Source organism: Ruegeria sp. YTSC004 (assembly GCF_059609805.1).
Map to the genome: position 1 here is coordinate 93,627 of NZ_JBXWMJ010000009.1, position 22,965 is coordinate 116,591.

At 57.1% G+C, this 22,965-nt stretch carries 28 protein-coding genes; 17 read left to right on the forward strand and 11 right to left on the reverse strand.

Features of this window, described 5'->3' with window-relative positions:
- Positions 1–332 precede the first annotated feature (332 nt).
- The 5 genes from lepA (at position 333) to AC2FFP_RS16545 (ending at position 4,825) form a co-directional block, all read left to right on the forward strand.
- On the forward strand, positions 333–2,132 hold the full coding sequence (gene lepA / locus AC2FFP_RS16525; protein ID WP_496881246.1) for a translation elongation factor 4: 1,800 nt from the start codon (positions 333–335) through the stop codon (positions 2,130–2,132).
- Between the two features lie 216 nt (positions 2,133–2,348).
- On the forward strand, positions 2,349–3,245 hold the full coding sequence (locus AC2FFP_RS16530) for a DUF7946 domain-containing protein (RefSeq protein WP_496881247.1): 897 nt from the start codon (positions 2,349–2,351) through the stop codon (positions 3,243–3,245).
- Between the two features lie 259 nt (positions 3,246–3,504).
- Positions 3,505–3,858, forward strand: coding sequence for a hypothetical protein (locus AC2FFP_RS16535; RefSeq protein ID WP_496881248.1), 354 nt, complete (start codon positions 3,505–3,507; stop codon positions 3,856–3,858).
- An 83-nt stretch (positions 3,859–3,941) separates the two neighbouring features.
- Positions 3,942–4,262, forward strand: coding sequence for a hypothetical protein (locus tag AC2FFP_RS16540; RefSeq protein WP_058272206.1), 321 nt, complete (start codon positions 3,942–3,944; stop codon positions 4,260–4,262).
- Positions 4,263–4,372: 110 nt separating this feature from the next.
- Positions 4,373–4,825 carry a hypothetical protein gene (locus tag AC2FFP_RS16545; RefSeq protein WP_496881249.1) on the forward strand — a complete coding sequence of 151 codons (453 nt, stop codon included), beginning with the start codon at positions 4,373–4,375 and terminating at the stop codon, positions 4,823–4,825.
- A 1,092-nt stretch (positions 4,826–5,917) separates the two neighbouring features.
- On the opposite strand, the gene AC2FFP_RS16550 is transcribed toward AC2FFP_RS16545, so the two are convergent.
- Both AC2FFP_RS16550 and AC2FFP_RS16555 read right to left on the reverse strand, forming a co-directional pair.
- On the reverse strand, positions 5,918–6,055 hold the full coding sequence (locus AC2FFP_RS16550) for an entericidin A/B family lipoprotein (RefSeq protein ID WP_199913560.1): 138 nt from the start codon (positions 6,053–6,055) through the stop codon (positions 5,918–5,920).
- Between the two features lie 214 nt (positions 6,056–6,269).
- Entirely contained in the window at positions 6,270–6,611 is a 342-nt protein-coding gene (locus tag AC2FFP_RS16555) for an ArsR/SmtB family transcription factor (RefSeq protein ID WP_108861784.1), read from the reverse strand.
- A 328-nt stretch (positions 6,612–6,939) separates the two neighbouring features.
- On the opposite strand from AC2FFP_RS16555, the gene AC2FFP_RS16560 reads away from it, so the two are divergent.
- The 6 genes from AC2FFP_RS16560 (at position 6,940) to AC2FFP_RS16585 (ending at position 10,704) form a co-directional block, all read left to right on the forward strand.
- Positions 6,940–7,572 (forward strand): ATP-dependent Clp protease proteolytic subunit, encoded by a 633-nt coding sequence (locus AC2FFP_RS16560; RefSeq protein ID WP_108861785.1) that lies wholly within the window; start codon positions 6,940–6,942, stop codon positions 7,570–7,572.
- A 134-nt stretch (positions 7,573–7,706) separates the two neighbouring features.
- The gene (clpX, locus tag AC2FFP_RS16565; protein ID WP_058272201.1) at positions 7,707–8,972 is read left to right on the forward strand and encodes an ATP-dependent Clp protease ATP-binding subunit ClpX; all 1,266 of its coding nucleotides are present in this window, start codon (positions 7,707–7,709) and stop codon (positions 8,970–8,972) included.
- A 63-nt stretch (positions 8,973–9,035) separates the two neighbouring features.
- On the forward strand, positions 9,036–9,410 hold the full coding sequence (locus AC2FFP_RS16570) for a RidA family protein (RefSeq protein ID WP_496736832.1): 375 nt from the start codon (positions 9,036–9,038) through the stop codon (positions 9,408–9,410).
- A 79-nt stretch (positions 9,411–9,489) separates the two neighbouring features.
- Positions 9,490–9,873, forward strand: coding sequence for an NADH:ubiquinone oxidoreductase subunit NDUFA12 (locus AC2FFP_RS16575; RefSeq protein WP_058272199.1), 384 nt, complete (start codon positions 9,490–9,492; stop codon positions 9,871–9,873).
- 13 nt (positions 9,874–9,886) lie between these two features.
- Positions 9,887–10,339 carry an outer membrane lipid asymmetry maintenance protein MlaD gene (gene mlaD / locus AC2FFP_RS16580; RefSeq protein WP_058272198.1) on the forward strand — a complete coding sequence of 151 codons (453 nt, stop codon included), beginning with the start codon at positions 9,887–9,889 and terminating at the stop codon, positions 10,337–10,339.
- Positions 10,336–10,704, forward strand: coding sequence for a DUF2155 domain-containing protein (locus AC2FFP_RS16585; protein WP_496736833.1), 369 nt, complete (start codon positions 10,336–10,338; stop codon positions 10,702–10,704). The genes mlaD and AC2FFP_RS16585 overlap by 4 nt, the downstream gene beginning before the upstream one ends.
- Here the strand turns inward: AC2FFP_RS16585 and aat are convergent.
- The 4 genes from aat to AC2FFP_RS16605 all read right to left on the reverse strand — a co-directional run bounded on the left by aat (position 10,659) and on the right by AC2FFP_RS16605 (position 13,876).
- The gene (gene aat / locus AC2FFP_RS16590; RefSeq protein WP_496736835.1) at positions 10,659–11,291 is read right to left on the reverse strand and encodes a leucyl/phenylalanyl-tRNA--protein transferase; all 633 of its coding nucleotides are present in this window, start codon (positions 11,289–11,291) and stop codon (positions 10,659–10,661) included. The genes AC2FFP_RS16585 and aat overlap by 46 nt on opposite strands.
- A gap of 48 nt (positions 11,292–11,339) precedes the next feature.
- The gene (gene accC / locus AC2FFP_RS16595; protein WP_496780235.1) at positions 11,340–12,689 is read right to left on the reverse strand and encodes an acetyl-CoA carboxylase biotin carboxylase subunit; all 1,350 of its coding nucleotides are present in this window, start codon (positions 12,687–12,689) and stop codon (positions 11,340–11,342) included.
- Between the two features lie 9 nt (positions 12,690–12,698).
- Positions 12,699–13,190, reverse strand: a complete 492-nt coding sequence (gene accB, locus AC2FFP_RS16600) for an acetyl-CoA carboxylase biotin carboxyl carrier protein (RefSeq protein WP_496881250.1) — start codon at positions 13,188–13,190, stop codon at positions 12,699–12,701.
- Between the two features lie 149 nt (positions 13,191–13,339).
- Entirely contained in the window at positions 13,340–13,876 is a 537-nt protein-coding gene (locus AC2FFP_RS16605) for a LuxR C-terminal-related transcriptional regulator (protein ID WP_058272193.1), read from the reverse strand.
- 204 nt (positions 13,877–14,080) lie between these two features.
- On the opposite strand from AC2FFP_RS16605, the gene AC2FFP_RS16610 reads away from it, so the two are divergent.
- The 5 genes from AC2FFP_RS16610 to AC2FFP_RS16630 all read left to right on the forward strand — a co-directional run bounded on the left by AC2FFP_RS16610 (position 14,081) and on the right by AC2FFP_RS16630 (position 19,994).
- Entirely contained in the window at positions 14,081–15,376 is a 1,296-nt protein-coding gene (locus tag AC2FFP_RS16610) for a helix-turn-helix domain-containing protein (protein ID WP_496881251.1), read from the forward strand.
- Positions 15,377–15,452: 76 nt separating this feature from the next.
- Positions 15,453–15,833 (forward strand): response regulator transcription factor, encoded by a 381-nt coding sequence (locus AC2FFP_RS16615; protein WP_113788253.1) that lies wholly within the window; start codon positions 15,453–15,455, stop codon positions 15,831–15,833.
- Entirely contained in the window at positions 15,830–16,132 is a 303-nt protein-coding gene (locus AC2FFP_RS16620) for a hypothetical protein (protein WP_282169166.1), read from the forward strand. The genes AC2FFP_RS16615 and AC2FFP_RS16620 overlap by 4 nt, the downstream gene beginning before the upstream one ends.
- A complete protein-coding gene (locus tag AC2FFP_RS16625) occupies positions 16,132–18,810 on the forward strand; it encodes an ATP-binding protein (protein ID WP_496881252.1) in 2,679 nt (892 codons plus the stop codon). The genes AC2FFP_RS16620 and AC2FFP_RS16625 overlap by 1 nt, the downstream gene beginning before the upstream one ends.
- A 77-nt stretch (positions 18,811–18,887) precedes the next feature.
- Complete coding sequence (locus AC2FFP_RS16630) at positions 18,888–19,994, forward strand: FliM/FliN family flagellar motor C-terminal domain-containing protein (protein WP_496768235.1); 1,107 nt, start codon at positions 18,888–18,890, stop codon at positions 19,992–19,994.
- Between the two features lie 18 nt (positions 19,995–20,012).
- On the opposite strand, the gene AC2FFP_RS16635 is transcribed toward AC2FFP_RS16630, so the two are convergent.
- From AC2FFP_RS16635 to AC2FFP_RS16650, 4 genes are read right to left on the reverse strand one after another with little or no spacing between them, the layout of a single operon-like run.
- Positions 20,013–20,444: a protein tyrosine phosphatase family protein gene (locus AC2FFP_RS16635; protein ID WP_108861797.1), complete on the reverse strand. Its 432-nt coding sequence runs from the start codon at positions 20,442–20,444 to the stop codon at positions 20,013–20,015.
- A 9-nt stretch (positions 20,445–20,453) separates the two neighbouring features.
- On the reverse strand, positions 20,454–20,885 hold the full coding sequence (locus AC2FFP_RS16640; RefSeq protein WP_496768238.1) for a DUF6691 family protein: 432 nt from the start codon (positions 20,883–20,885) through the stop codon (positions 20,454–20,456).
- Positions 20,885–21,307 carry a YeeE/YedE family protein gene (locus tag AC2FFP_RS16645; protein WP_496768240.1) on the reverse strand — a complete coding sequence of 141 codons (423 nt, stop codon included), beginning with the start codon at positions 21,305–21,307 and terminating at the stop codon, positions 20,885–20,887. The genes AC2FFP_RS16640 and AC2FFP_RS16645 overlap by 1 nt, the downstream gene beginning before the upstream one ends.
- 32 nt (positions 21,308–21,339) lie before the next feature.
- Entirely contained in the window at positions 21,340–22,203 is an 864-nt protein-coding gene (locus tag AC2FFP_RS16650; RefSeq protein WP_496768242.1) for an MBL fold metallo-hydrolase, read from the reverse strand.
- 245 nt (positions 22,204–22,448) lie between these two features.
- Between AC2FFP_RS16650 and AC2FFP_RS16655 the strand changes: the two genes are divergently transcribed.
- Positions 22,449–22,664, forward strand: coding sequence for a hypothetical protein (locus AC2FFP_RS16655; RefSeq protein WP_496726068.1), 216 nt, complete (start codon positions 22,449–22,451; stop codon positions 22,662–22,664).
- Positions 22,665–22,673: 9 nt separating this feature from the next.
- Here AC2FFP_RS16655 and AC2FFP_RS16660 read toward each other — a convergent pair whose 3' ends face one another.
- Positions 22,674–22,892 (reverse strand): hypothetical protein, encoded by a 219-nt coding sequence (locus AC2FFP_RS16660; RefSeq protein ID WP_170565420.1) that lies wholly within the window; start codon positions 22,890–22,892, stop codon positions 22,674–22,676.
- Between the last annotated feature and the right edge of the window lie 73 nt (positions 22,893–22,965).

Here is a 22,965-nt window from a genome sequence, read left to right on the forward strand (position 1 = left end):
CGCTTTGTCGAACTTGGGGTCACAGCGGTTCCTGAACTTTATCGCGGGCGGTTTTCGGCACAGATCGCAAAGGATGTAATTGCGGGTCTCGATCTCGAAAAACAAGAGGGGTTTGTCGTTCGCACCACTGGGGCCTTCAAGGAAGAAGACATGCCCATACACCTTGCTAAATACGTACGTGAGGGCCATGTGCAAAGCGAGACGCATTGGATGAATGCAGCGCTGGTCAAAAACGGTTTGGTCTGACTGGGCCGAGAGCTTGGGAACAAAGGGTTTCCCCGCATGTCGTCCCACCTTGACCACAGCCCAATTCCGACGCATATCCCCAACCCATGACAGACCTCGCTCATATCCGCAATTTCTCCATCGTCGCGCATATCGACCATGGCAAATCCACCCTTGCTGACCGGCTCATCCAAGAGACCGGAACGGTCAAGGATCGTGACATGAAGGAACAGCTGCTCGACAGCATGGATATCGAGCGCGAGCGCGGCATCACCATCAAGGCCAACACCGTCCGCATCGACTATACCGCCGACAATGGCGAGCAATACGTGCTAAACCTGATCGACACACCCGGCCACGTGGACTTTGCCTATGAGGTCTCGCGGTCCATGCGCGCGGTCGAAGGATCGCTGCTGGTTGTGGACTCGACCCAAGGGGTCGAGGCGCAGACGTTGGCGAATGTGTACCAAGCCATCGATGCAGATCATGAGATCGTGCCGGTACTCAACAAGATCGACCTGCCTGCGTCCGACTGTGACCGCGTGGCCGAACAGATCGAGGATGTGATCGGCATCGACGCGTCCGAGGCGATTCAGGTTTCGGCCAAGACCGGGCAGGGCATCCACGAAACGCTGGAATCTATCGTCAACCACTTGCCTGCACCGCAGGGCAATCTGGACGCGCCGCTCAAGGCCATGCTGGTCGACAGTTGGTATGACGCCTATCTCGGCGTCATCGTTCTGGTCCGCATTATGGACGGCACGCTGAAAAAGGGCATGCGGGTCAAGTTCATGTCGAACAACACCCTGCACCATGTGGACCGCGTTGGCGTGTTCCGCCCTGAGATGGAGATGGTCGACAGCCTCGGCCCCGGTGAGATCGGCTTTCTCACCGCATCAATCAAACAGGTCCGCGACACTCGCGTTGGCGACACCATCACGAATGACCGCAACGGGACCGGAGAGGCTCTGACAGGCTTCAAACCCGCGCAGCCGGTGGTCTTCTGTGGCCTCTTCCCCGTGGACAGTTCCGAATTCGAGGACCTGCGTGATGCGATCGACAAGCTGGCCCTCAACGACGCCAGCTTCAGCTTTGAAATGGAAACCTCGGCAGCACTTGGCTTTGGCTTCCGCTGTGGCTTCCTCGGCCTGCTACACCTTGAGGTCATCCGCGACCGCATCGAACGCGAATATGATATCGAACTCATCACTACCGCGCCGTCGGTGATCTATCACGTCTACATGAAAGACGGCGAGATGATCGAGCTGCACAACCCCGCCGACATGCCCGACCCGTCCAAGGTCGACCATATCGAGGAGCCGCGCATCAAGGCGACCATCTTGGTTCCCGATGAATTCCTCGGCGACGTGCTGAAACTCTGCCAGGACCGTCGCGGCATCCAGATGGACCTGACCTATGCGGGCAGCCGCGCCATGGTCGTCTATGACCTGCCGCTGAACGAGGTCGTCTTTGACTTTTACGACCGCCTGAAATCGGTGACCAAGGGCTATGCCTCGTTTGACTACCAGATGACCGGCTATACCGAGGACAATCTGGTCAAGATGTCGGTGCTGGTGAATGACGAGCCGGTTGATGCGTTGTCAACCATGGTTCACCGCGACCGGGCCGAGATGCGGGGCCGGGCGATGTGCGAAAAGCTCAAGGACCTGATCCCGCGCCACATGTTCAAAATCCCGATCCAGGCCGCCATCGGAGGCAAGGTCATCGCCCGCGAGACCCTATCTGCGCTGCGCAAGGACGTGACCGCCAAATGCTACGGAGGCGACGCCACGCGGAAACGCAAACTGCTGGACAAGCAGAAGGCGGGTAAGAAAAAGATGCGCCAGTTCGGGAAGGTGGATATCCCGCAGGAGGCGTTTATTAGCGCCTTAAAAATGGACAGCTAAAGGCTGACCATTTTTAAGGCGGGTGGGCGAAAGCGGTTGGCGTAGCCAACTAGCGTGCCCACGCTGTGGGGCTAGTCGACCAACATAATCTGCATTTCAAGATCATATTTTATCTTTTTGTTTTTGATCTTTACACTCATATTGCAACCTATAGGGTGGCGCGCAATTCCCCATATTTCCTAAAGGTGCAATTGTGACAGAAGAAAACCCTGTTGGTTGGTTATTTCTCTAACCGGGGACCAAAGTGACGAGCATAATGTTCCAGCCTTTACAGCTTTAGATAGCGCACATGCAATCTCTCAAGCTTTGATGATGGTGCTTTATTTTGCCCAAAACGGCGAAATTAGACGCCGGAATTTTAAGGATCTCGACTTAGTACTTAATTTAAAGACTACGCGACCTGGTTCATACGAGTTCGTTTTTGAGTTTTCTCAGTTTGCCCCGTACTTGGTGGAGGCATACGGATCAGGCTTGGCGAACGCGTCGTGGAAGCTCATCGAAACAGTCTTTAAGCGAGCAACCGGATTGATTGGTTCTTCCGAAATTGAGGATGCTGAGAGCGATGGCCGTATCAATGCAGGTGATTTGGGCGCTTTGATTCAAGCCGCCGAACCGTCAGTGCGTAGGGCGCATTCAGTGGTCAATCACGGATCAGCCAACGTCAATATCTTTATCAATGGAGACGCAAACCGGATTGTGTTGGATGCCGAGAGTAAAGAATACATGTACGAAAGCATTTTTAACGATGAAACTCGTTCACAACGCTTTCTGGTAACCAGCTTTGACGGAAGAAACAGGACTGGACGTCTGTTCGATTTAGAGCAGGAACAAGCATTTACTTTTGACTTGCTGGCAGAGGCAAATCGGCGTTCGCTCACTGTAATTGTCGATGCAGCAAGGGCGTATGCACTGCGCGAAAAGGGTAAGTTTGACGAAAATATGGAAGCAGTTTGCGCGTTCACATCTGTGGATGCGCCGGACGGTAGACAAAAACGGCTTAAGGTTTTCGCTGCTGCTAAGGACTTCGATGACTTAGAAGTCGGCCAAATTCCCGACGTTACAAATGCTTCCCGGCAACTTGAAGACAGAAGCGACGATGATCTTCTCGAATAGGCGAAGCCGTACCCCGACGAATCCACCCGCCCGGCGGCATCGCCGGGCCGCGCCGACCCGCACCTATGGGGCAGTGCGTTTGCGCCCCGAGGCTCCGCCCGTTCGGCCCTGAAACGGTCCACTGGACCGTTTCCAAGACGGGCCTCACCCCCTCGGGCCAGCGCTGCCCTCGGTCCAGCCCAACCTCCAAACTTCTGATATCCCGCAAAAAGTGATACACTCCCTTCATTCCAAACAAGTTTTCATAGGGGGAAGAGTTATGGACCCGCAGCTGCGTTCTCAGATTTCGATGAACCGTCTCGACCACTATTACGACATCATGCGCACCTCGATCTTTGCCTATGTCGCTATCGCTGCGATCATCGGGTTTGGGCCCGAAGGGCTTGCTCTGCCGTTGATTATGTTGGTGATTGCGGTGACGGCCTATGGCGTTCTAGCGGGCAAGACCGCGTTGGAAGACGTTGAAAACCTGCGGGATGACATGACCGAGGAGTTTGCGCAGACCAGTTTCGCCCGCGGGCTAAAGGCGCGGAATTTGAAAGGGCTGGTCCTGACGTCGAATGCACTGCTCTGCCTGATCGGACTGGCCGAACTCATCGCGATTGTGTTCTAGCCGAGGGTTGTGACCCACCTCACAGCCCCAACCCCTCCCACCTGCTAAGATTGACCCCACGGCAACCTCAGCAGGAGGCGCAGATGTCCACATCCATGATCCCTCTTATCGCCCTCGGGTCGGCGGGTCTCTATTCTGTGGCCATGATCGCGATGAAGTTCTGGTGGAAACTCCCCGGCGTGGGCCTTGGCCTGCTGATCGTCGCGACCCTGCTGGCCGGGGCGACGCTGGAACTCGCCGCGCTGCGCGAGGAACGGCTGGGCATCATCTATACCGGCATTCTGGGGGCCGAGGTTGTTCTGATCGCCATCGCCTCATTCTTTCTGTTCGGCGAAAACTTTTCGTATCGCGAGGCGGCAGGCATCGGTCTGGTGATCCTCGGTACCGCGCTGGCCTGGGCATAAGGCAAACATTACCGGTTTGTGAAGTTTCCCTTAGGTAAGTTGCAACCTGCGCACTCCCTTCCAATCTGTACAACAGGCCAGCAACGGCCCTGAACTTTGGAGGAGAGCCCATGACCAGATATATGACTGCCGGAGCAGCCGCTCTGGCGACAAGCCTCAGCCTTGCCACGGCTTCGATGGCCGAAACCACACCTGATCTGCGCGGTGCCTGGACGGGCACTTATACCAAGGTCTCCCCGTCTCGGGTGGCCACCGGAGATGCGCCGCGCTTTCATCAGGGAGAGTGGGTGCTGGATATCCAGCAGCAGCAGGACAATCTGTTCTGGGGGCCCAGCATGTGGCGACCGGATGCTGGCACAGATTGGCGCGTGTTTGACGCCACCGGCACCATCAGTCTGGATGGGTCGGGCACCATCGGCATCGTCGAAAGCTCGGCCGATCCGCAGGTGGGTGTGAATGCGCTGGTGGATGCGCGCTATGAGGACGGCAAGATTTACGCGGATTTCCGTAGCCTGCGTCGCGGGACAACGTACAGCGTTGTGCTCGAACGTCAGGTGAACTGAAGCGTTTCCGGCCCGGCCGGCCGTAGGGGGTACTGGCTGCACCGTGTTGCAGCGCGTAGTAGGTAATCTCGGTCGGGTCGGAACGTTTCTCAAATACGGATACAGCGTCTCCTCAGGGGGGACGGGTCGGGCGGCATCTTGGTTGCAAGCGACAGGGTCCTGAACACACGGTGCCGGATTGCGGCGTTCCCCGGCATATGTGGTTTAGGGTCTCGCGAACCTTCAGCGCGGCTTAGCTTGTGGTCTGAGAGCCGTCCGGCCCCAGTTTCTCTGAACATCTCTGGCCAGGCAATGGTAAGCGCGGATCCGTCTGATTCGATGCTCTGAGGCTGTGAATACCCGCAATCGGCAACGAAATGGCCTTTGCGGGTGCAGAAAGTCAGGAAAATCGAGTCATTTCGTCGAATTCAGCGTTTTCCATTGCCAAGACCGCACGGCGTTTCGATTTCCGGAGTTATCCACAATTTTCTCCCGGCGGATATCAACACTTTATCCCCGTCTAATTCTCATGCTGCAGTGCTATTTTCTTGTCGGAACATGACCCGGATGTAACAGTTCTATTACCGCAACGGTTCTTAGGAACCAGGGTGGGACGCAAAGACCAAAGGGGGTCGAGGCAATAAGGGCAAGTCTTAGGATTAGCTTTTATATGCAGAGGCTTACCGGTGGATGGTCAGTTGAATTGGGTGTCAGACCCGGGTCAGATGATCAGACTCTCAGAAGGTCGATGCGTGCTGCAAAGCATCTTAGGATGCCGAGCAGCGGCCGTGGCCTGTAACAGGGTCTGGGCAACTGGATCGTGGCGTCCCTCGGATGCATCGACCCGGCAAGGCGTCAGGAGTATCCGCAAGGGTACATGCATGGACCGCGTCTGCGCACCTGACGCCTTTTCTTTTTCTCTGGTTTTTCCAGGCTGCCACTCTGCCCCTGCAAAACGGGAACGGGGTTCTTGTGGATGCACAAGAACCCCGAAGTGTCAGATATGCAATGCCGCGTCTATGCACCTGTGCCAAGGAGTGTAACTTGGTTGGCTGTAATCTTCAACCATATCTTGTATGTAGAAGTTGTGCTTTCACAATATCCTGAACCGCGTCAGATATTTTGCTGAACGTCAGTTGCCGCGCCTTGAATGGCATCACCTGCTTTTTCGATATCTTTGCCAGCACCTTTGGCAGTCTCGCACGCGGCGAGAGAAAACAGTGCCAACCCTACCAGAATTGCTCGGATCATCAGTACCTCCATTTGATGTTCTAAGCATGGCCTAGCAGTTTTTATTTGCTGGAACCAGTATTTTACCGCGCTGACACGGGGCATAGAAACACGAAGCTGCAGACCAAATTGACCGCATGGATTGCGAAGGCAGGGTGTGGCCGCACCAACGTTAGAATGTTCGGGTCGGAAAGACTGGAACAACGCGTCTGGTGCGGTGGAAAGATAAACGAAATCAGTCCTTTTGGTCGCCGCAGAACAGCTCGTACACCACTTCAAGCATACGGCGCGGTCTGTCGTCAGCAAGTCGGTAGTAAATAGCCTTGCCTTCGCGTCGCGGAATCACAAGGCCTTCCAGACGAAGGCGGGACAGCTGCTGCGAGACAGCCGCCTGCCGCGCGGAAAGAAGATCCTCAAGCTCGGTCACGGATTTTTCGCCAGAGACCAGATGGCACAAGATCATCAATCGGCCTTCGTGACTGATCGCCTTGAGGAAATTCGATGCGCGGGTCGCATTTCCCGCCATCCGATCGAAATCGTCAGACGTCATATTCTGTGAAATCTGAGGCAATGCCATTGGTGTTTTCCTTTTGAGCCCTGGTGTCGGGGAACTTTTGTGAGTGTTTCGCTAAAGCGGTTCGCATTGCTACACGTTCTGCGCATGAATTTCCATATGCATGGATCAAAATGACGTGATGCGAAAAGGGGAACTTACAAACAAGCGCGTCAAACCAGGCCTTGACCGCTGCTGTTTCTGTGCGTTCGACATCAGACTATCCCCCTATTGTGGGCGGTTGGAGCGCGATCTGTTGTGCCCCCCTTGCAGCCCCCCCGTGGCGACACTAAGACTCGGGTAACGTTTCTTCGGGTAATGTCCCGATCCATAGCAAAACAGGCAGGTTCTCATGTTCGATCCCGTTGACACCTATATGAATACGCTCGTTCCCATGGTCGTCGAGCAGACCAGCCGGGGTGAACGCGCGTATGATATTTTCTCGCGCCTTCTGAAAGAGCGGATCATTTTCATCAACGGCCCGATCCACGACGGGATGAGCCACCTGATCGTCGCGCAATTGCTGCATCTTGAGGCGGAAAATCCGAACAAAGAAATCTCGATCTACATCAACTCTCCCGGTGGCGTCGTCACCAGCGGTTTGTCGATTTACGATACAATGCAGTATATCAAGCCGAAATGTTCCACATTGGTGATCGGTCAGGCGGCCTCGATGGGGTCGGTTTTGCTGGCCGGGGGCGAGAAGGGAATGCGTTTCTCGCTGCCCAACAGCCGGATCATGGTGCACCAGCCCAGTGGCGGCTATCAGGGCCAGGCCAGCGACATCATGATTCACGCGGCCGAGACGCAAAAACTGAAGGATCGCCTTTATGACATATACGTGCGTCATACCGGCCAGACCAAAAAGGCGGTTGAAAAAGCGCTGGATCGTGACAACTTCATGAGCCCGGAAGAGGCGAAAGACTGGGGTCACATCGACGAAATCGTCGAAAATCGCGCCAAAATGGATGGTGACGAGGCCTAAGAATATCTCCCCACGTCTTGGGCGTGGGGACCATTTTTGAGATTGTAGCCGCCCCGGTGGTGGCCTAAGCTGCACCAACATGTGGCATGCGCGGTTCCACACAGACCGCAGGGACGAAGCCCGAAAGGTAGAACATGGCGACGAATTCAGGCGGTGACGGCAAAAACACGCTCTACTGCAGCTTCTGCGGCAAGAGCCAGCATGAGGTGCGCAAGCTGATTGCCGGCCCCACCGTCTTCATCTGTGATGAATGCGTCGAGCTGTGTATGGACATCATCCGCGAAGAGACGAAGGCCAGCGGCCTGAAATCCAGCGATGGCGTTCCAACACCCAAAGACATTTGTGAGGTGCTGGACGATTACGTAATCGGTCAGGCCACCGCTAAACGGGTTCTGTCGGTGGCGGTGCACAACCACTACAAGCGTCTGAACCACGCGCAAAAGGCAGGCAGCGATATTGAGCTGGCCAAGTCCAACATTCTGCTGATCGGTCCGACCGGCTGCGGTAAGACGCTGCTGGCGCAGACGCTGGCGCGCATTCTGGATGTGCCGTTCACCATGGCAGACGCAACCACACTGACCGAAGCCGGGTATGTGGGTGAGGATGTTGAAAACATCATCCTCAAGCTGCTGCAGTCCAGCGAATACAATGTCGAACGCGCGCAGCGCGGCATCGTCTATATCGACGAGGTCGACAAGATCACCCGCAAATCCGAAAACCCGTCCATCACGCGTGACGTGTCGGGCGAGGGTGTACAGCAGGCGCTGCTGAAGCTGATGGAAGGCACCGTGGCCAGTGTACCGCCGCAGGGCGGGCGCAAACATCCGCAGCAGGAATTCCTGCAAGTGGATACCACGAACATCCTTTTCATCTGCGGTGGTGCTTTTGCAGGTCTGGATAAGATCATCGCGCAACGCGGCAAAGGCTCGGCCATGGGCTTTGGTGCCGACGTGCGGGACAATGATGAACGTGGCGTGGGTGAGATTTTCAAGGATCTCGAGCCCGAGGATTTGCTGCGGTTCGGCCTGATTCCGGAATTCGTTGGTCGTCTGCCGGTTCTGGCAACGCTGGAGGATCTGGACGAAGATGCACTGGTCACAATCCTGACCAAACCCAAGAACGCTCTGGTCAAGCAGTACCAGCGCCTGTTCGAATTAGAAGACGCCGAGCTGGCCTTTACTGATGATGCGCTGAAGTCGATCGCCAAGAAGGCCATCGAACGCAAAACCGGCGCGCGCGGGCTGCGCTCGATCCTCGAGGATATCCTTCTGGACACCATGTTCGAACTTCCGGGCATGAAGAACGTAACCGAAGTGGTGGTGAACGAAGAAGCGGTGTCGTCTGACAAGCAACCACTGATCATCTATGCGGATGCCGCGGAATCAGCTTCGGCAGGGTAAGGCACAACAAGAATTACCAAGACGGCGCGGGATTGACCGCGCCGTTTTCTTTTGGAGGGAAGCATGAAAATCAGGCGCATTTCATCTGGCGGAGAATTCGAGGCCAAAATCGGCTATTGTCGTGCTGTGGTTGCAAATGGTTTCGTCTTTGTCGCCGGGACTTGCGCCCAAGGTGACAACGTGCCGGAGGACATTGTAGGGCAGTGCAAGTCGTCCTTGGAGGCGATTGGAAAAGCGCTGGCCGAGGCTGGAGTCGGTTTTGCGGACGTAGTTCGGGTCAATTACTATTTGCCGGACATGAATGAGTTCGAACTTTGCTGGCCGTTGTTGGTAGAAGCTTTTGGTGACAACCCACCGGCAGCGACGGTGATCGAATGCAATCTCATAACACCCGAGGACCGCATCGAAATCGAAGTGACCGCGGCTCTGCCGCAATAGAGGGTGCGGTTTTTGTGACACTGGACCTTAGCCCGCCTTTGGTCCATATCTGCGGGTACAGAAATGCCGGAGGCAGCTGATGGGAATCCTAAACAGTCTTTTGCGGGCCGTGACCTGGTGGAACGGATCCACATTGAACACGCAGATTTACACATCGCGTAAGGGTATCAAGGTCGGTGAAGACGACGAAGGCAACGTGTTCTATCACAATGCCGACGACAGCAGACGCTGGGTTATTTTCAATGGTGAGGCCGAGGCAAGCCGAGTTGACCCCGATTGGCATGGCTGGCTGCACCGCACCTGGGATGAGCCGCCGACGGACAAACCGCTGAAACACAAATCCTGGGAAAAACCGCATCAGGAAAATCTGACAGGCTCTGCTTTGGCTTATGCACCAGCAGGTTCTTTGCGCCGCCCGGACCCGGTCGAGCGTAAGGACTACGAGGCCTGGAGCCCGGAATAACACGAGGCGAGCAATGTCGAGTTATAATGCAACCGAAGTTCTGGTCGGTGGGGTCGTCTTAGCCTGTGCCGTCGCATTTGGCGTTTACGCCAGCCAATCCACCGGCCTGTCGCAAAGCAGTGGCGGCTATGAACTGGGCGCCTCTTTCCGTTCCTTAGAAGGGGTAGGCGTCGGCACTGACGTACGCCTTGCTGGTGTCAAGATCGGCACTGTAACCGGTGTAGACCTGAATCCCGAAACCTATCGCGCCGATACCACCTTCTCGATCTCTGACGGAATTCTGGTGCCGGACGACAGCGCGATTGTCATCTCATCCGAAGGGCTGTTGGGCGGCAACTTTGTCGAGGTTATGCCGGGTGGTTCGCCTTTCTACTTTGAAGCGGGCGATCAAGTCGAAGATACGCAAGGTGCCGTCAGTCTGATTTCCCTGCTGGTCAAGTTTGTGGCCGGGGACGGAAGCGAATGAAGCGATTTGCCCTGATTGTAGCGTTGCTGGTCGCGACGGGGGCCACGGCCCAGCAAAAAGCCCAATCCGGTCCTGGCGCAATGCTGCGTGGTCTGGACAAGGTCAGCGGTCAGACCGTCGATGTTGAAATGCGGAATGGTCAGACACTGCCGGTTTTTGGGTTGGATGTGGCCTTGGGCGATTGCCGCTATCCAGCGGACAACCCGACCGGTGATGCGTTTGCCTACCTGACGATCTGGGAAAAAGGCGGGACAGATCAACTGTTTGACGGCTGGATGATTGCCACGTCGCCCGCGCTGAACGCGCTGGACCATGCGCGTTATGACGTCTGGGTGATGCGCTGTATCACTGCGTCCGGTGACTGAGGCACTGCTGCCTCGAAATCCGCACTGGCATTGATCGCCTCTTCAAGCGTATTCCGATATTGCGTGCGCGGAATTTCGATCGCCCCCAGAGACGCCAGATGAGCGGTCAGAAATTGCGTATCAAACAGCCGAAATCCGGTTTGGCGCAGGCGGTCCACAAGATAGGCCAGCGCGATTTTCGAGGCATCCTTTCGGCGGGAAAACATGCTTTCGCCGAAAAACGCCGCACCTAGCGAAACGCCGTAGACGCCGCCGACCAGTACATCTTCTTCCCAAACCTCTAGTGAATGGGCCCGACCCGAGAGGTGGAGTTGTTGATAAAGGCGGCGCAACTCGGCATTGATCCAGGTGTCTGCCCGATCGGCGCAGCCGTCGACCACTCCGGCAAAATCTCGGTTGATGCTGATAGCATAACCGGACTTTCGAATGCGGCGTGCAAGGCTGCGCGAGATATGAAAGCCATCTAGCGGAAAAACGCCACGAAACTTGGGATCGACCCAAAACAGTTCCGGGTCATCGCGGTGCTCGGCCATCGGGAAAATTCCGATGGAATAGCCGTGTAGCAATAGTTCCGGGGTCAGGCTCATGCGCGATACTTGGGGACCAGAGCGCAAGCGCCCTCTGGTCCCGTGACATTATTGGGCCATATTCGCCGCAAGCCAGTGTTCCAGCCAATGAATGTTGTAATCACCGTTGTGGATTTCCGGCTCTTGCAGCAATGCATGGAACAGCGGCACGGTTGTATCGATACCGTCCACGATCAGTTCGCCCAATGCGCGATCTAGTCGTGCCAGCGCCTCGGCCCGGTCGCGGCCATGTACGATCAGCTTGGCAATCAGCGAGTCGTAATAGGGTGGAATCGAATACCCATCATACAGCGCCGAATCCATCCGCACACCCAGACCGCCGGGGGCATGAAAGGCCGAGATTCTGCCCGGGCAGGGTGAGAAGTTCGGCAGCTTTTCTGCATTGATCCGGACCTCGATGGCGTGGCCGTTGATCACAAGATCATCCTGACCAAACGACATCGCTTCTCCAGCTGCGACGAGAATTTGTTCGCGCACCAGATCGACGCCAAAGATGCCTTCGGTCACCGGGTGTTCCACCTGCAGGCGGGTGTTCATCTCGATGAAGTAGAACTCGCCGTTCTCATACAAGAACTCGATGGTTCCGGCGCCGATATAGTTGATCTTGGCCACGGCGTCCGCGCAGATTTTACCGATCTTGGCGCGCTCTTCCGGGGTGATGCTGGGGCCGGGTGCCTCTTCAAACACCTTCTGGTGGCGGCGCTGTAGTGAGCAGTCGCGTTCGCCCAGATGTACAGCCTTGCCCTTGCCGTCGCCAAAGACCTGAATCTCAATATGGCGGGGAGTGGTCAGGTATTTCTCGATATAGACCTCGTCATTGCCAAAGGCGGCTTTGCCCTCGGCGCGCGCGGTCATAAATGCGCTTTCCATCTCATCCGCGCTCATCGCAACTTTCATGCCGCGACCGCCGCCGCCAGCGGTGGCTTTGATGATGACGGGATAACCAAATTCCTCGCCGATTTTCTTGGCCGCCTCCAGATCGGGCACGCCGCCGTCGGAACCTGGAACGCAAGGCACACCCAGTGCTTTCATCGTGTCCTTGGCGGTGATCTTGTCGCCCATGACACGGATGTGCTCGGCGGTGGGGCCGATAAAGGTGATGCCGTGATCTTCGACGATCTGCACGAATTCGGCATTCTCGGACAGGAAGCCATAGCCGGGGTGGATCGCTTGTGCCCCAGTGATTTCACAAGCCGAGATGATCGCGGGCACCGACAAGTAGCTTTGCGGGCTGGGCGGAGGGCCGATGCAGACCGATTCGTCCGCCATGCGCACATGCATCGCGTCGCTATCGGCGGTGGAATGGACGGCGACCGTCTTAATCCCCATCTCGCGGGCAGCGCGGATGACCCGCAGGGCGATCTCGCCTCGGTTGGCAATCAGGATCTTGTCGAACATGGGACCGCCTTACTCAACGATGACCAGAGGGGTGCCGAATTCCACCGCATCACCGTCACCGACCAGAATGCGTTTGATGGTTCCGGATTTGGGCGCGTGAATGTGGTTCATGGTTTTCATCGCTTCGACAATCAGCAGTGTGTCGCCTTCGGACACCGATGCGCCGACGCTGATGAAGGAAGGTGCGCCCGGTTCGGGCTGCATATAAACGGTTCCTACCATGGGCGAGGTGACAGCGCCCGGGTGGCTGGCCGGATCTTCCTGTGCCGCCGGAGCTTCGACAGGTGCAGCGGCTGCTGCTACGGGTGCTGGTGCCGCTGCCGGTACGGCCATCTGAACAGGGGCGGGCGCGACCGGCGACATACGGCTGACGCGGACATTCAAACTGTCGTCATCACCATATTCGCGCATGACTTCCAGTTCGGTCAGGTCATTTTCGCGTAGCAGTTCGGCCAGTGCCTTGATGAATGCCACGTCCGCTTCGTGTTTGGTATCTGTCATGAGTGTCCTCGACGGTTCCCCTTTGGCCCGTCTGTTCTCGCGGGCTTTGGTCTGATTACGCAGCGTTATAAGCTATGCGGACGGTCATGAAAAGCGCAGTCTCGGCATGTCAGATGGGGGTTTTGCCCAATATTTCGGGGGGAAACGGATTAAAGGGGCATGCCTGAGAGTTTTGCCACAAGTTCAGGTAGTTTGCGCGCGCCGAACTTCTCTAGCAGACGGGCGCGGTAAGCCTCGATTGTGCGATAGCTCAGCCCCAACTCGACGCCGATTTCCTTGGCGGACAGACCACGGCAGGACATGATGGCAACTTCGCGTTCGCGGGTTGTCAGTTCGACCAGCGGGCGGTCTTCGGAGATATCAGAAAAGCTCCAGATGCCATGGCGAAACGGGTCGTCCGGTGTCAGGGATCGTCCGCGTGCACGGCACCAAAACAGGTCACCGTCGCGACGGCGCATTACTCGTTCGTCGGTATAATATCCTGTGTCCTGCATCGCTTTCAGGCCGCGCTGTCCGATCCTCTCCCAGTCCGCGACCGAGGGGTAGAGGTGCAGCAGGGGCATATTGCGATACTCTGCCTCCTCGCCGCCAAAGGTGCGGGCGAATTGCAGATTGCAGCGTCGGATGATGCGGTTTTCCAACTCGACCAATCCGATGGGGGCATATTCGAAGGCTGGGTCGCTCATCTGGCTATCGTGCAAGGAATTCGGGAAAATTAGAAGAGGGTGGATGCAGATTTGGCAGATTGGGCACCGAAAGCTGGGGTGGAAGGTAAGGGCCATCCGCAATCGCAGTTGTGAATGCTGTAAATGGGCTATGAAAATCGGCCTTTAAGCTTTAGAAATTTAATGGGAGTTTTGAAAAGAATGGGTCGAATTGGGTGATGTAACATGCGCGACACGCTGACGGGTAGCCGCATTCGCGAGCGACGCCAAATCTCAGGTCTGCGGCAGGCCGAGCTTGCGCGGCAGGTTGGGATCTCGGCGTCCTATTTGAATCTAATCGAACACAATCGCCGTCGGATCGGGGGCAAGCTGCTGGTGGATATCGCCAATGCGCTGTCTGTTGAGCCTTCGCTGCTGACCCAAGGGATTGAGGCGACGCTGATTTCGGCGCTGCGCGAGGCTGCTGCAGATGCGGTTGGACAACAGGCCGAAGTGGACGCGCTGGAAGAGTTCGCAGGTCGGTTTCCCGGGTGGGCCGGAGTTCTGGCGCAGATGCATCGCCGGGTCGTCTCGCTTGAGCGCACGGTTGAAACCCTGTCCGACCGACTGACGCATGATCCACATCTTGCCGCGTCGATGCACGAGGTGCTGTCAACGGCCGCTGCCATTCGTTCAACGGCAGGGATTCTGGCCGACACGCAGGAAATCGAGCCCGAGTGGCGCGATCGGTTTCACCGCAACCTGCACCAGGATGCTGAAAGGCTAGCTGACAGTTCCAAGTCTCTGGTGGCATATTTGGATGATTCTGAGGCGGCCGATGACCGTCGCGGTGTACCCTCGGAGGATGCTGAGGCTTTTTTTCAGGCCAACAGCCACCATTTCCCGCAGATCGAAGCCGGCGGAAGCGGTGCGGACATTGACCTGAGCGCGATTGAATCGGCAGCAGCGCGGACTGTGACCAAGGGATATCTGGATACCTACGCCGCAGATGTCAGAGCCATGCCTCTGGACGACGTGCAGAAGGCTCTGACCGAGGCCGAGCCTGATCCGCTGGCTCTGGCGGCACGGTTTTCAGTAGATATCCCGACAGTCCTGCGGCGGCTGGCGACATTGCCCGAAGGATATCTAGGGCGGCCGACCGGGTTGGTGGTCTGTGACGCGTCGGGCAGTATCCTGTTCAGCAAATCCGTGCCTGGCTTCGCCATGCCCCGCTTTGGCGAAGCCTGCCCGTTCTGGCCCATCTTTCAGGCTCTGAACAGACCATTGGTTCCGATCCGCAAACGCGTTGTGCAATTGGGGCGAACGGCGGCCGAGTTCGACTGCTATGCCTACGCGTGGCCGCAGGCGGTTTCAGAATATGACGATGCGCCCGCCTATCATTCAGTCATGCTTGTCCGAGCGGTGGAAGAGGGGGCTCCGAGCGCGCAATCCGTGACCCGGGTCGGCCCAAGCTGCCGGGTTTGCCCGAATGACGCCTGTGCATCGCGCCGAGAGCCGTCGATTTTGAGCGAAGGTTTTTGACAGTTTCCTGACAGAAGGCTTAAGCTGACGCCGACAGGTTCACGGACAGAACCTGTCATGGGGAGGAATGGAACATATGAGCCGTAAGGTTCTGTTAATTGAGGATGAGCCCAACATCGCTGAGGCCATTCGATTTTTGCTGACCCGCGAGGGATGGCACGTTGAAACGCACGCAGAAGGGTCGGATGCGATAGAAGTCATTCAGGGCGCAAACCCTGATCTGGTCATTCTGGACGTTATGCTGCCCGGCAAAAGCGGGATGGAGATTTTGCGCAACCTGCGCGAGCTTGAGGGCATGCAGCATTTGCCCGTTTTGATGCTGACAGCGCGCGGGCAATCGCGCGACCGGGAAATGGCTGAAAATGCCGGGGTCAGCCGCTTTATGACCAAACCGTTTTCCAACGCCGAAGTGCTGACAGCGGTGCGAGACCTGCACGCGCAGGCAACGCGGTCATGAACTCGGGCGAAGATCGCAAACCCCAAGGGGTCCGGCCTTCGCTATTTCTCGAGCGTCAAAGTTATCGCCGCCGCAGGTTGATGGATGCCGCGCGTCTTTTGCCCATTCTGGGGGCGGCTCTTGTTGCCATTCCGCTGCTCTGGCCAAGCCAAGGCTCATCTGATGATGGTGTGCCGCTGTCTTCAGCAGTTCTGTATATCTTCACGTGCTGGGCTTTGCTGATCATAATCAGTCTGATCTTTGGATTTGCAGCCAGACGAATGGTTGTAAGTGACGATGCCGAGGCAGAGTCGGATTGATGGCCACACTAAACGTTCTGATCCTGGTTTGCCTCGGCTATGTCGTTCTGTTGTTCGGGGTGGCTTTTGCCGCTGACCGGATGGCGGCCGCTGGCCGAGGGGCGTGGTTGCGGTCTCCGCTGATTTATACCTTGTCGCTGTCGATTTATTGCACGGCTTGGACCTTTTACGGCGCGGTCGGAAATGCTGCGCGGTCCGGGTTGGAATTTGTTACGATCTACCTTGGGCCAACGCTGGTGATGCTCAGCTGGTGGTGGGGTCTGCGCAAGCTCGTTCGGGTCGGACGCACCCAGCGGGTAACATCCATCGCAGACTTGATTTCCTCGCGATACGGAAAATCCAACACGCTGGCCATTTGCGTGACCATTCTGGCCGTTTTGGGTGGAACGCCGTACATCGCGTTGCAGCTGCAATCCATTACACTGTCTTTTTCCATCTTTGCAGAGGCTGATCCCTCGGGCCTCTACCGAGAAGGTTCCAGTGTGTTTTGGGTAGCTGCGGGCCTGGCGGTATTTGCTATCCTATTTGGCACTCGAAATCTGGACGCGAATGAGCGTCACCACGGCGTGGTCACCGCCATTGCGTTGGAATCGGTCGTCAAACTGTTCGCCTTGCTTGCGGTTGGTGTCTTCGTGGTTTGGGGGGTTGCGGGTGGGATCGGCCCGATGATGGATCGCATCGATGCCTCGGAAATCGGGCAATGGAATGTGGATGCCGGACGTTGGACGACCTTCATCTTCCTCTCGGCTGCCGCTTTCATCTGTTTACCGCGGATGTTTCAGGTGATGGTCGTTGAAAATGCGGATGAGGGGCATCTGAGAACCGCTGCTTGGGCTTTCCCGTTATATCTGCTGTTGATGAGCCTGTTTGTCGTGCCCATCGCCGTCGTGGGGCTGGATTTGATGCCCGAAGGCTCGAACCCTGACCTGTTCGTGCTGACGGTGCCCTTGTCGCAGGGGAACGACTGGCTGGCGATGCTGTCGTTTATCGGCGGGTTTTCCTCGGCCACGTCTATGGTCATCGTGACGGCAATGGCGTTGTCGACCATGGTGTCGAACCATCTGGTCATGCCGATCTGGCTAAGCACGCAAGGGGGGGCGGGTTCGGTCTCGGGTGATGTGCGCAACGTGGTGCTGATGGCGCGGCGCGTGTCCATCGCGGTCATCATGGCGCTGGGTTACTATTACTACCGCTTGTCGGGCGGTGGGGCTGCACTGGCGTCGATCGGGCTGGTGGCCTTCGCGGGCATTTCCCAGATCCTGCCAGCGCTGGTAGGAGGGTTGTTCTGGCGCGGGGCCACGCGAACCGGGGCGTTGGTGGGGCTGACGGTTGGTTTTGTGCTGTGGATTTACACCTTGTTACTACCGGGGATGGGCGGGGCAATAATGCCCGACTCGGTGTTGCAGAACGGTCCCTTCGGGTGGGGCTGGCTGCGCCCAAGGGCCCTTTTCGGGATCGAAGGAATGGACCCCATGGTCCACTCGGTCATGTGGTCGTTGGCATTGAATACGGCTGCGTTCTGCGCCGCGTCATTGTTGAGCTTTCCCAGCCCGTTGGAGCGTCTTCAGGGCGCGCAGTTCGTCAATGTTTTTGACCACTCGGTCTCACCTGCTGGTTGGACCGGGTCGGTTGCGCAAAGCGAAGACCTGATGATCATGACACAGCGCATTCTGGGCTCTGGCCCGGCGCAGGAGTTCTTTCAGCACGAGGCCGAAGCACAGGGTGGACGGACAAGCTTGCCGGAACCCACGCCGGGTTTTTTGGAAAGACTGGAACGTGAACTCAGCGGCTCGGTCGGCGCGGCCACGGCCCATGCGATGATCGGGCAGATTGTCGGTGGATCGTCCGTTTCGGTTGAGGACTTGCTTGCGGTGGCTGACGAGTCGGCGGAACTGTTGGAGTATTCCAGCCAGCTTGAGGCCAAATCCGCCGAGCTCAGCCGTACCGCGCGCCAATTGCGGGAGGCGAATACCAAGCTGACACAGATCTCGGAACAAAAAGACGGGTTCCTTAGTCAGGTCAGCCATGAACTTCGGACGCCGATGACCTCAATCCGAGCCTTTTCCGAGATCATGCGCGATACGGACGGTCTGAGTGCCGAAGAGCAAACGCGCTATGCCGCGATTATCCACGATGAGGCGCTACGACTGACTCGCCTGCTGGACGATTTGCTGGACCTGAGCGTTCTGGAAAGTGGTCGTGTGAGCCTGAATATGGGTGGGGATACCCTTGGTTCGATCCTGGATCGGGCGGTCTCAAGCGCATTGGCGGGGTCACATCCAAAACTCAGGATTCGCCGCTCGCGACCGTCCGAGCGTATTCCGTTGAACACTGATCTTGATCGGTTGGGGCAGGTCTTTATCAATCTGATTTCGAACGCGCAGAAATATTGCGACGCGGATGAACCCCTTCTGACCATTTCGGCCCATGATGTCGGGGGGCAGCTCGTCATTGATTTCACCGATAACGGCAGTGGCATCCCACCCGAAGCGCAATCGATGGTGTTCGAAAAGTTTGCCCGTGTCGGTGGGGACAAGGCGGGTGGCGCTGGTTTGGGGCTGGCGATCTGTCGCGAGATCATGCAGCGTCTGGGCGGCGAGATCAGTTATCTTCCTGGGCAGGGCGGTGCGGCCTTTCGCGTCCGCCTTCCGCTGGCGCACCGGCAAGCTGCGCAATGATACGAGCATAAAGACATTGGTAACCCGCCTCGGGTTAGACCGGATACCAGGTTCAGAAACTCAAATCGGTATCGGGCATGACGCAGTCTGTCAGCACAGCTTTGGCGCGCAAACTTTCCGCAGGACAAGAGGAACAAGGCGAAAAGCCGCGTTCCGTTCTTCGTGCCCTGCGACTGGCCTTTGCGCGAACGGCAGGGGATCGGTTCCAGCTGCCGTTATCCGTGATCGGGGCAAAGCAGTCTCTCAAAGCTCAGGACACGCTGGCTGAGGAGGTTGATGCGAACTGGATGCTGCTGCGCCTTGGCAACGCGGACGGGATGTCCGCGGCGATTTGCGTGGATATGGGGGTCGTGTCAGCGATCGTGCAAGTGCAGACAATTGGTGAAGTTATGCCGAACCCGCCAACGGCACGGGAGTACACAGATACGGATGCCGCATTGGTGGCGCCGCTGGTCGAAGACGCTTTGGCCAGGGCTGTCGCGCTGGTCGATACAGCCGCCGATCAATCCAGTCTTGCCGGTTATGAATTCCGGGCGCGGTTGGCAGATCTGCGCTCTTTGTCGCTGGCCATGGTCGAAGACGCATATCGCGTGTTTGACTTGACGGTAGAACTTGGCGGTGGGTTGCGACAGGGGCAGATCACAGTTCTGTTGCCCGATACACCGACAGAGCAGGGGGCCGATGATGAAATTCAAGTTGCTGCCGGCCCGAAGCTTGAGCAAGCGTCGGGGGTTGTCCGGGCCGAATTGAATACGGTGATCGGCAGGATGTCAGTGCCATTGGCAACCCTGTCCGGGCTGTCAGTTGGGGACGTTCTACCGTTGACCGGATCACGGCTGGACCGCGCGGAAATCCTGACAATTGGTCGAACGCGGGCTGCAATTGGACGTTTGGGGCAATGCGGTGGGATGCGCGCAGTACGGTTGAACGAATGTGCTTCGGCTGCGGCGCTGGAGCAAGCTGAAATGCCCGAGTTTCTGGAGGCACGAAGCAGCGCGCCAGTGCCGGACACTCTGAAAGATCCGATGCCAATCGATCCCGCACATGAGGTCGTGCCGATAGATGAAGTGGCATTAAACGAATTGGATAGCGATCTGGGCTTAGGCAGCCCGGATCAGATGGCGGCCGAGATTTCGCAACTGGCAGGTCTGACGGGATTGGACGACATTCCCGACCCAACCTAACCTGAGTGACAAACGTCCTTAGCCGTCAGAACCGCGCATATGCTCCAGCGCGGGGCGCAGGTTGTCCAGCATATATCCGGCTTTGGTTGTGGCCTCGAGGATCTCGTCCGCGCTCATGTGGTCGCACTGACCTAAAGCCCAAACCACTGAGCAGCGCGTGCCCGACGCGCAATAGGCTAAGACGGGGCCAGAGCAGCTTTCAGCCAATTCTCGTTGCAGGGCGACATTGCCAGGCGTCATGGTTTGGTGGGTCAGTTCCAGAACCTCATATTCCATCCCGGCCGCCCGGACAGCCTGTCCGATTGCATCCGACTGCATGGTTGGTGGAACTTCCGTATTCGGACGGTTGCAGATGACCTTAACGAAACCTGCTGCGGCGATGGCTGGGACGTCCTCGACCGTGATTTGGGGCGAGACGGCATAGCGGGGGGTTATTGGTCGAATCTCCATGGCAATTGCTTAGGCCGCGTTTGCGGATCTGTCCAGTTGCGCACCAAGTCCGGGCGCCGCAAACATTCCCGTGATCATCGCAGCCAGAAACACAGCGCCGCCAAGGCCGCCATAGGTGATGGACGCGATAGCGGGTCCGGGACACAGCCCGGACAAGCCCCAGCCCATACCAAACATCACGGAACCGATAATCAGGCGGCGGTCCAGCTCGGGCGGGCTCATCTTAGGAAACTGACCACCGGTCAGCGGTCTGCGGTGGGCAGTCATTCTCCAGGCGATGAGCATCGGCAGGATCGCGCCGCCCATCACAAATGCCAGAGTGGGATCCCAGTTTCCAAACACATCCAGCCACCCCTGAACCTTGGTGGTATCGGTCATGCCCGAAATCAAAAGGCCGGCACCAAACAGAGATCCGGCCAGCATCGATATGAGAACCCGCATCAAATCAGTCCCCATACATGGCGCATCAGGGCAATTGTTGCCCCACCTGCGCCGATATAGATCAACGTCGCGATGATGCCCCTGACAGAGAATCGAGAGATACCGCATACCCCGTGCCCCGAGGTGCATCCATTGGCAATGCGCGTTCCTGCGCCAACCAAAAGGCCGGCGATGACGATCACTGTGAAATTGTCGGTCAGATGGGTCATGGGCGTAGAAGAGAGCAGGGGGCTCAAAATAAGCGGCGTCGCGATGACGCCTGCGATGAAGCTTAGGCGTTCTAACGTGCGGTCACTGCCATCAACCAGCCCGCCAAGAATCCCACTGGCGCCCATGATGCGCCCATTGCCCAGAAGGTAGACTGCAGCGCCCAGCCCGATCAGCAAGCCACCGGCAAGCCCCCAAATCCATTCAATGTACATTCGCTATCCTCAGTTCGCCCGATGGGTCCGCGTCACAACTTGTTGATCGGCACCTTCAGGAACACGTCGCCCTGTTCATCCGCAGGCGGCATCTGCCCGGCCCGCATGTTAACCTGCAAAGACGGCAGGATCAGGCGAGGCATGGGCAGGGTTGCGTCGCGGGCATCGCGCATCTCGACAAATTCCTCGATTGATTTGCCTTGGCCGATATGGACGTTCAGGGCTTTTTGCTCTCCGACTGTTGTCTCCCAGGCAAATTCATCACGCCCCGGAGCTTTGTAGTCATGGCCGACAAAGATTCGTGTCTCATCCGGTAGTGCCAGGATCTTCTGGATCGACTCGAACAGCATTTCCGAAGACCCGCCGGGAAAATCGCACCGCGCGGTGCCGAAATCCGGCATGAACAGCGTGTCACCGACAAAAGCCGCGTCTCCGATCACATATGTCATGCAGGCGGGCGTATGGCCGGGCGTGTGGAAAACATCGCCACGCATCTGCCCAACATGGAAGCTGTCGCCATCGCGGAACAAAGCATCAAACTGACTGCCGTCGCGCTGAAACTCGGTCCCTTCGTTGAAGATTTTCCCGAAAGTTTCCTGGATCGTCACGATCTGTTCACCGATACCGATCTTTCCGCCCAGTTCCTGTTGCAGATAGGGTGCCGCCGAAAGGTGGTCGGCATGCACATGGCTTTCCAGAATCCACTCGACCCTTAGCTCATTGTCGCGAACATAAGCGACGATCTGATCCGCCGAGTCGGTCTTCGTTCGGCCCGAGGCGTGATCGAAGTCCAGAACGCTGTCGACGATTGCGCAGGCCGTCCCCTCGGGTTCTTGTACGAGGTACGAGACCGTATTGGTGTCAGGGTCGAAAAACGCTTTCACAATTGGTGTCATTTGGCTCTCCGTCAGCGCGCAACTCATCATATATGTTTTTCAGAATATGATGCAACCGGCAATCTTTGATTTGATGCGTGTCAAGGCAAGTTAATCCAATTCCGATTAGAATTTAATCATTCTGCCTTAGGTTGCCGATACCGGGTGGGCGACAGGCAGTTTTCCGCGCGTTTGTTCGCCAGGATAACCAGGTCTTAAAACCGTTACCTATATCGGCGACAGTGATAGAAATTGGGAGGAATAAAATGTCTGCAAAAAGTTTGTATTCCGAAGCCGAACACCTGGAGCAAAAGCTGCAGAATGCCTGTTTTGAGACCCGGCTTGCGCTTCAGCCCAGTGTAACCAAAGTGATTGATCGGATGCGTCAGGAAGGCATGCACGTGCCATCGCGCCTGCGACACCTGGATGCGGCTTTGTGCGAAGATGTCATCGAGGCGCAGTTCGACAATATGCCGGTCTGAGGCGAAGTGTCAGCTGAACGAGATTCCCAAGATCACCAGCATCAGGCCAATCACCGAAAGAAAAAGCGACGCCAGATTCCACGGCAGGACGCCTTGAACAGCGGCGCGCAATTCATCGTCCGACAGGCCGGATTTGCGCGCTTTCATCACACGCAGGATACACCAAACCAGACCCAGCAGGCCTGCAAGTGACAGGGCGGCACCGCCCCAGGTGATGATTTCGAACATGGTTCCCCACATTTTTCCGCAAATCCTGGTTGCGCTTAGCGGATCGACCGACCGCGCACAAGCCCATCGAGGA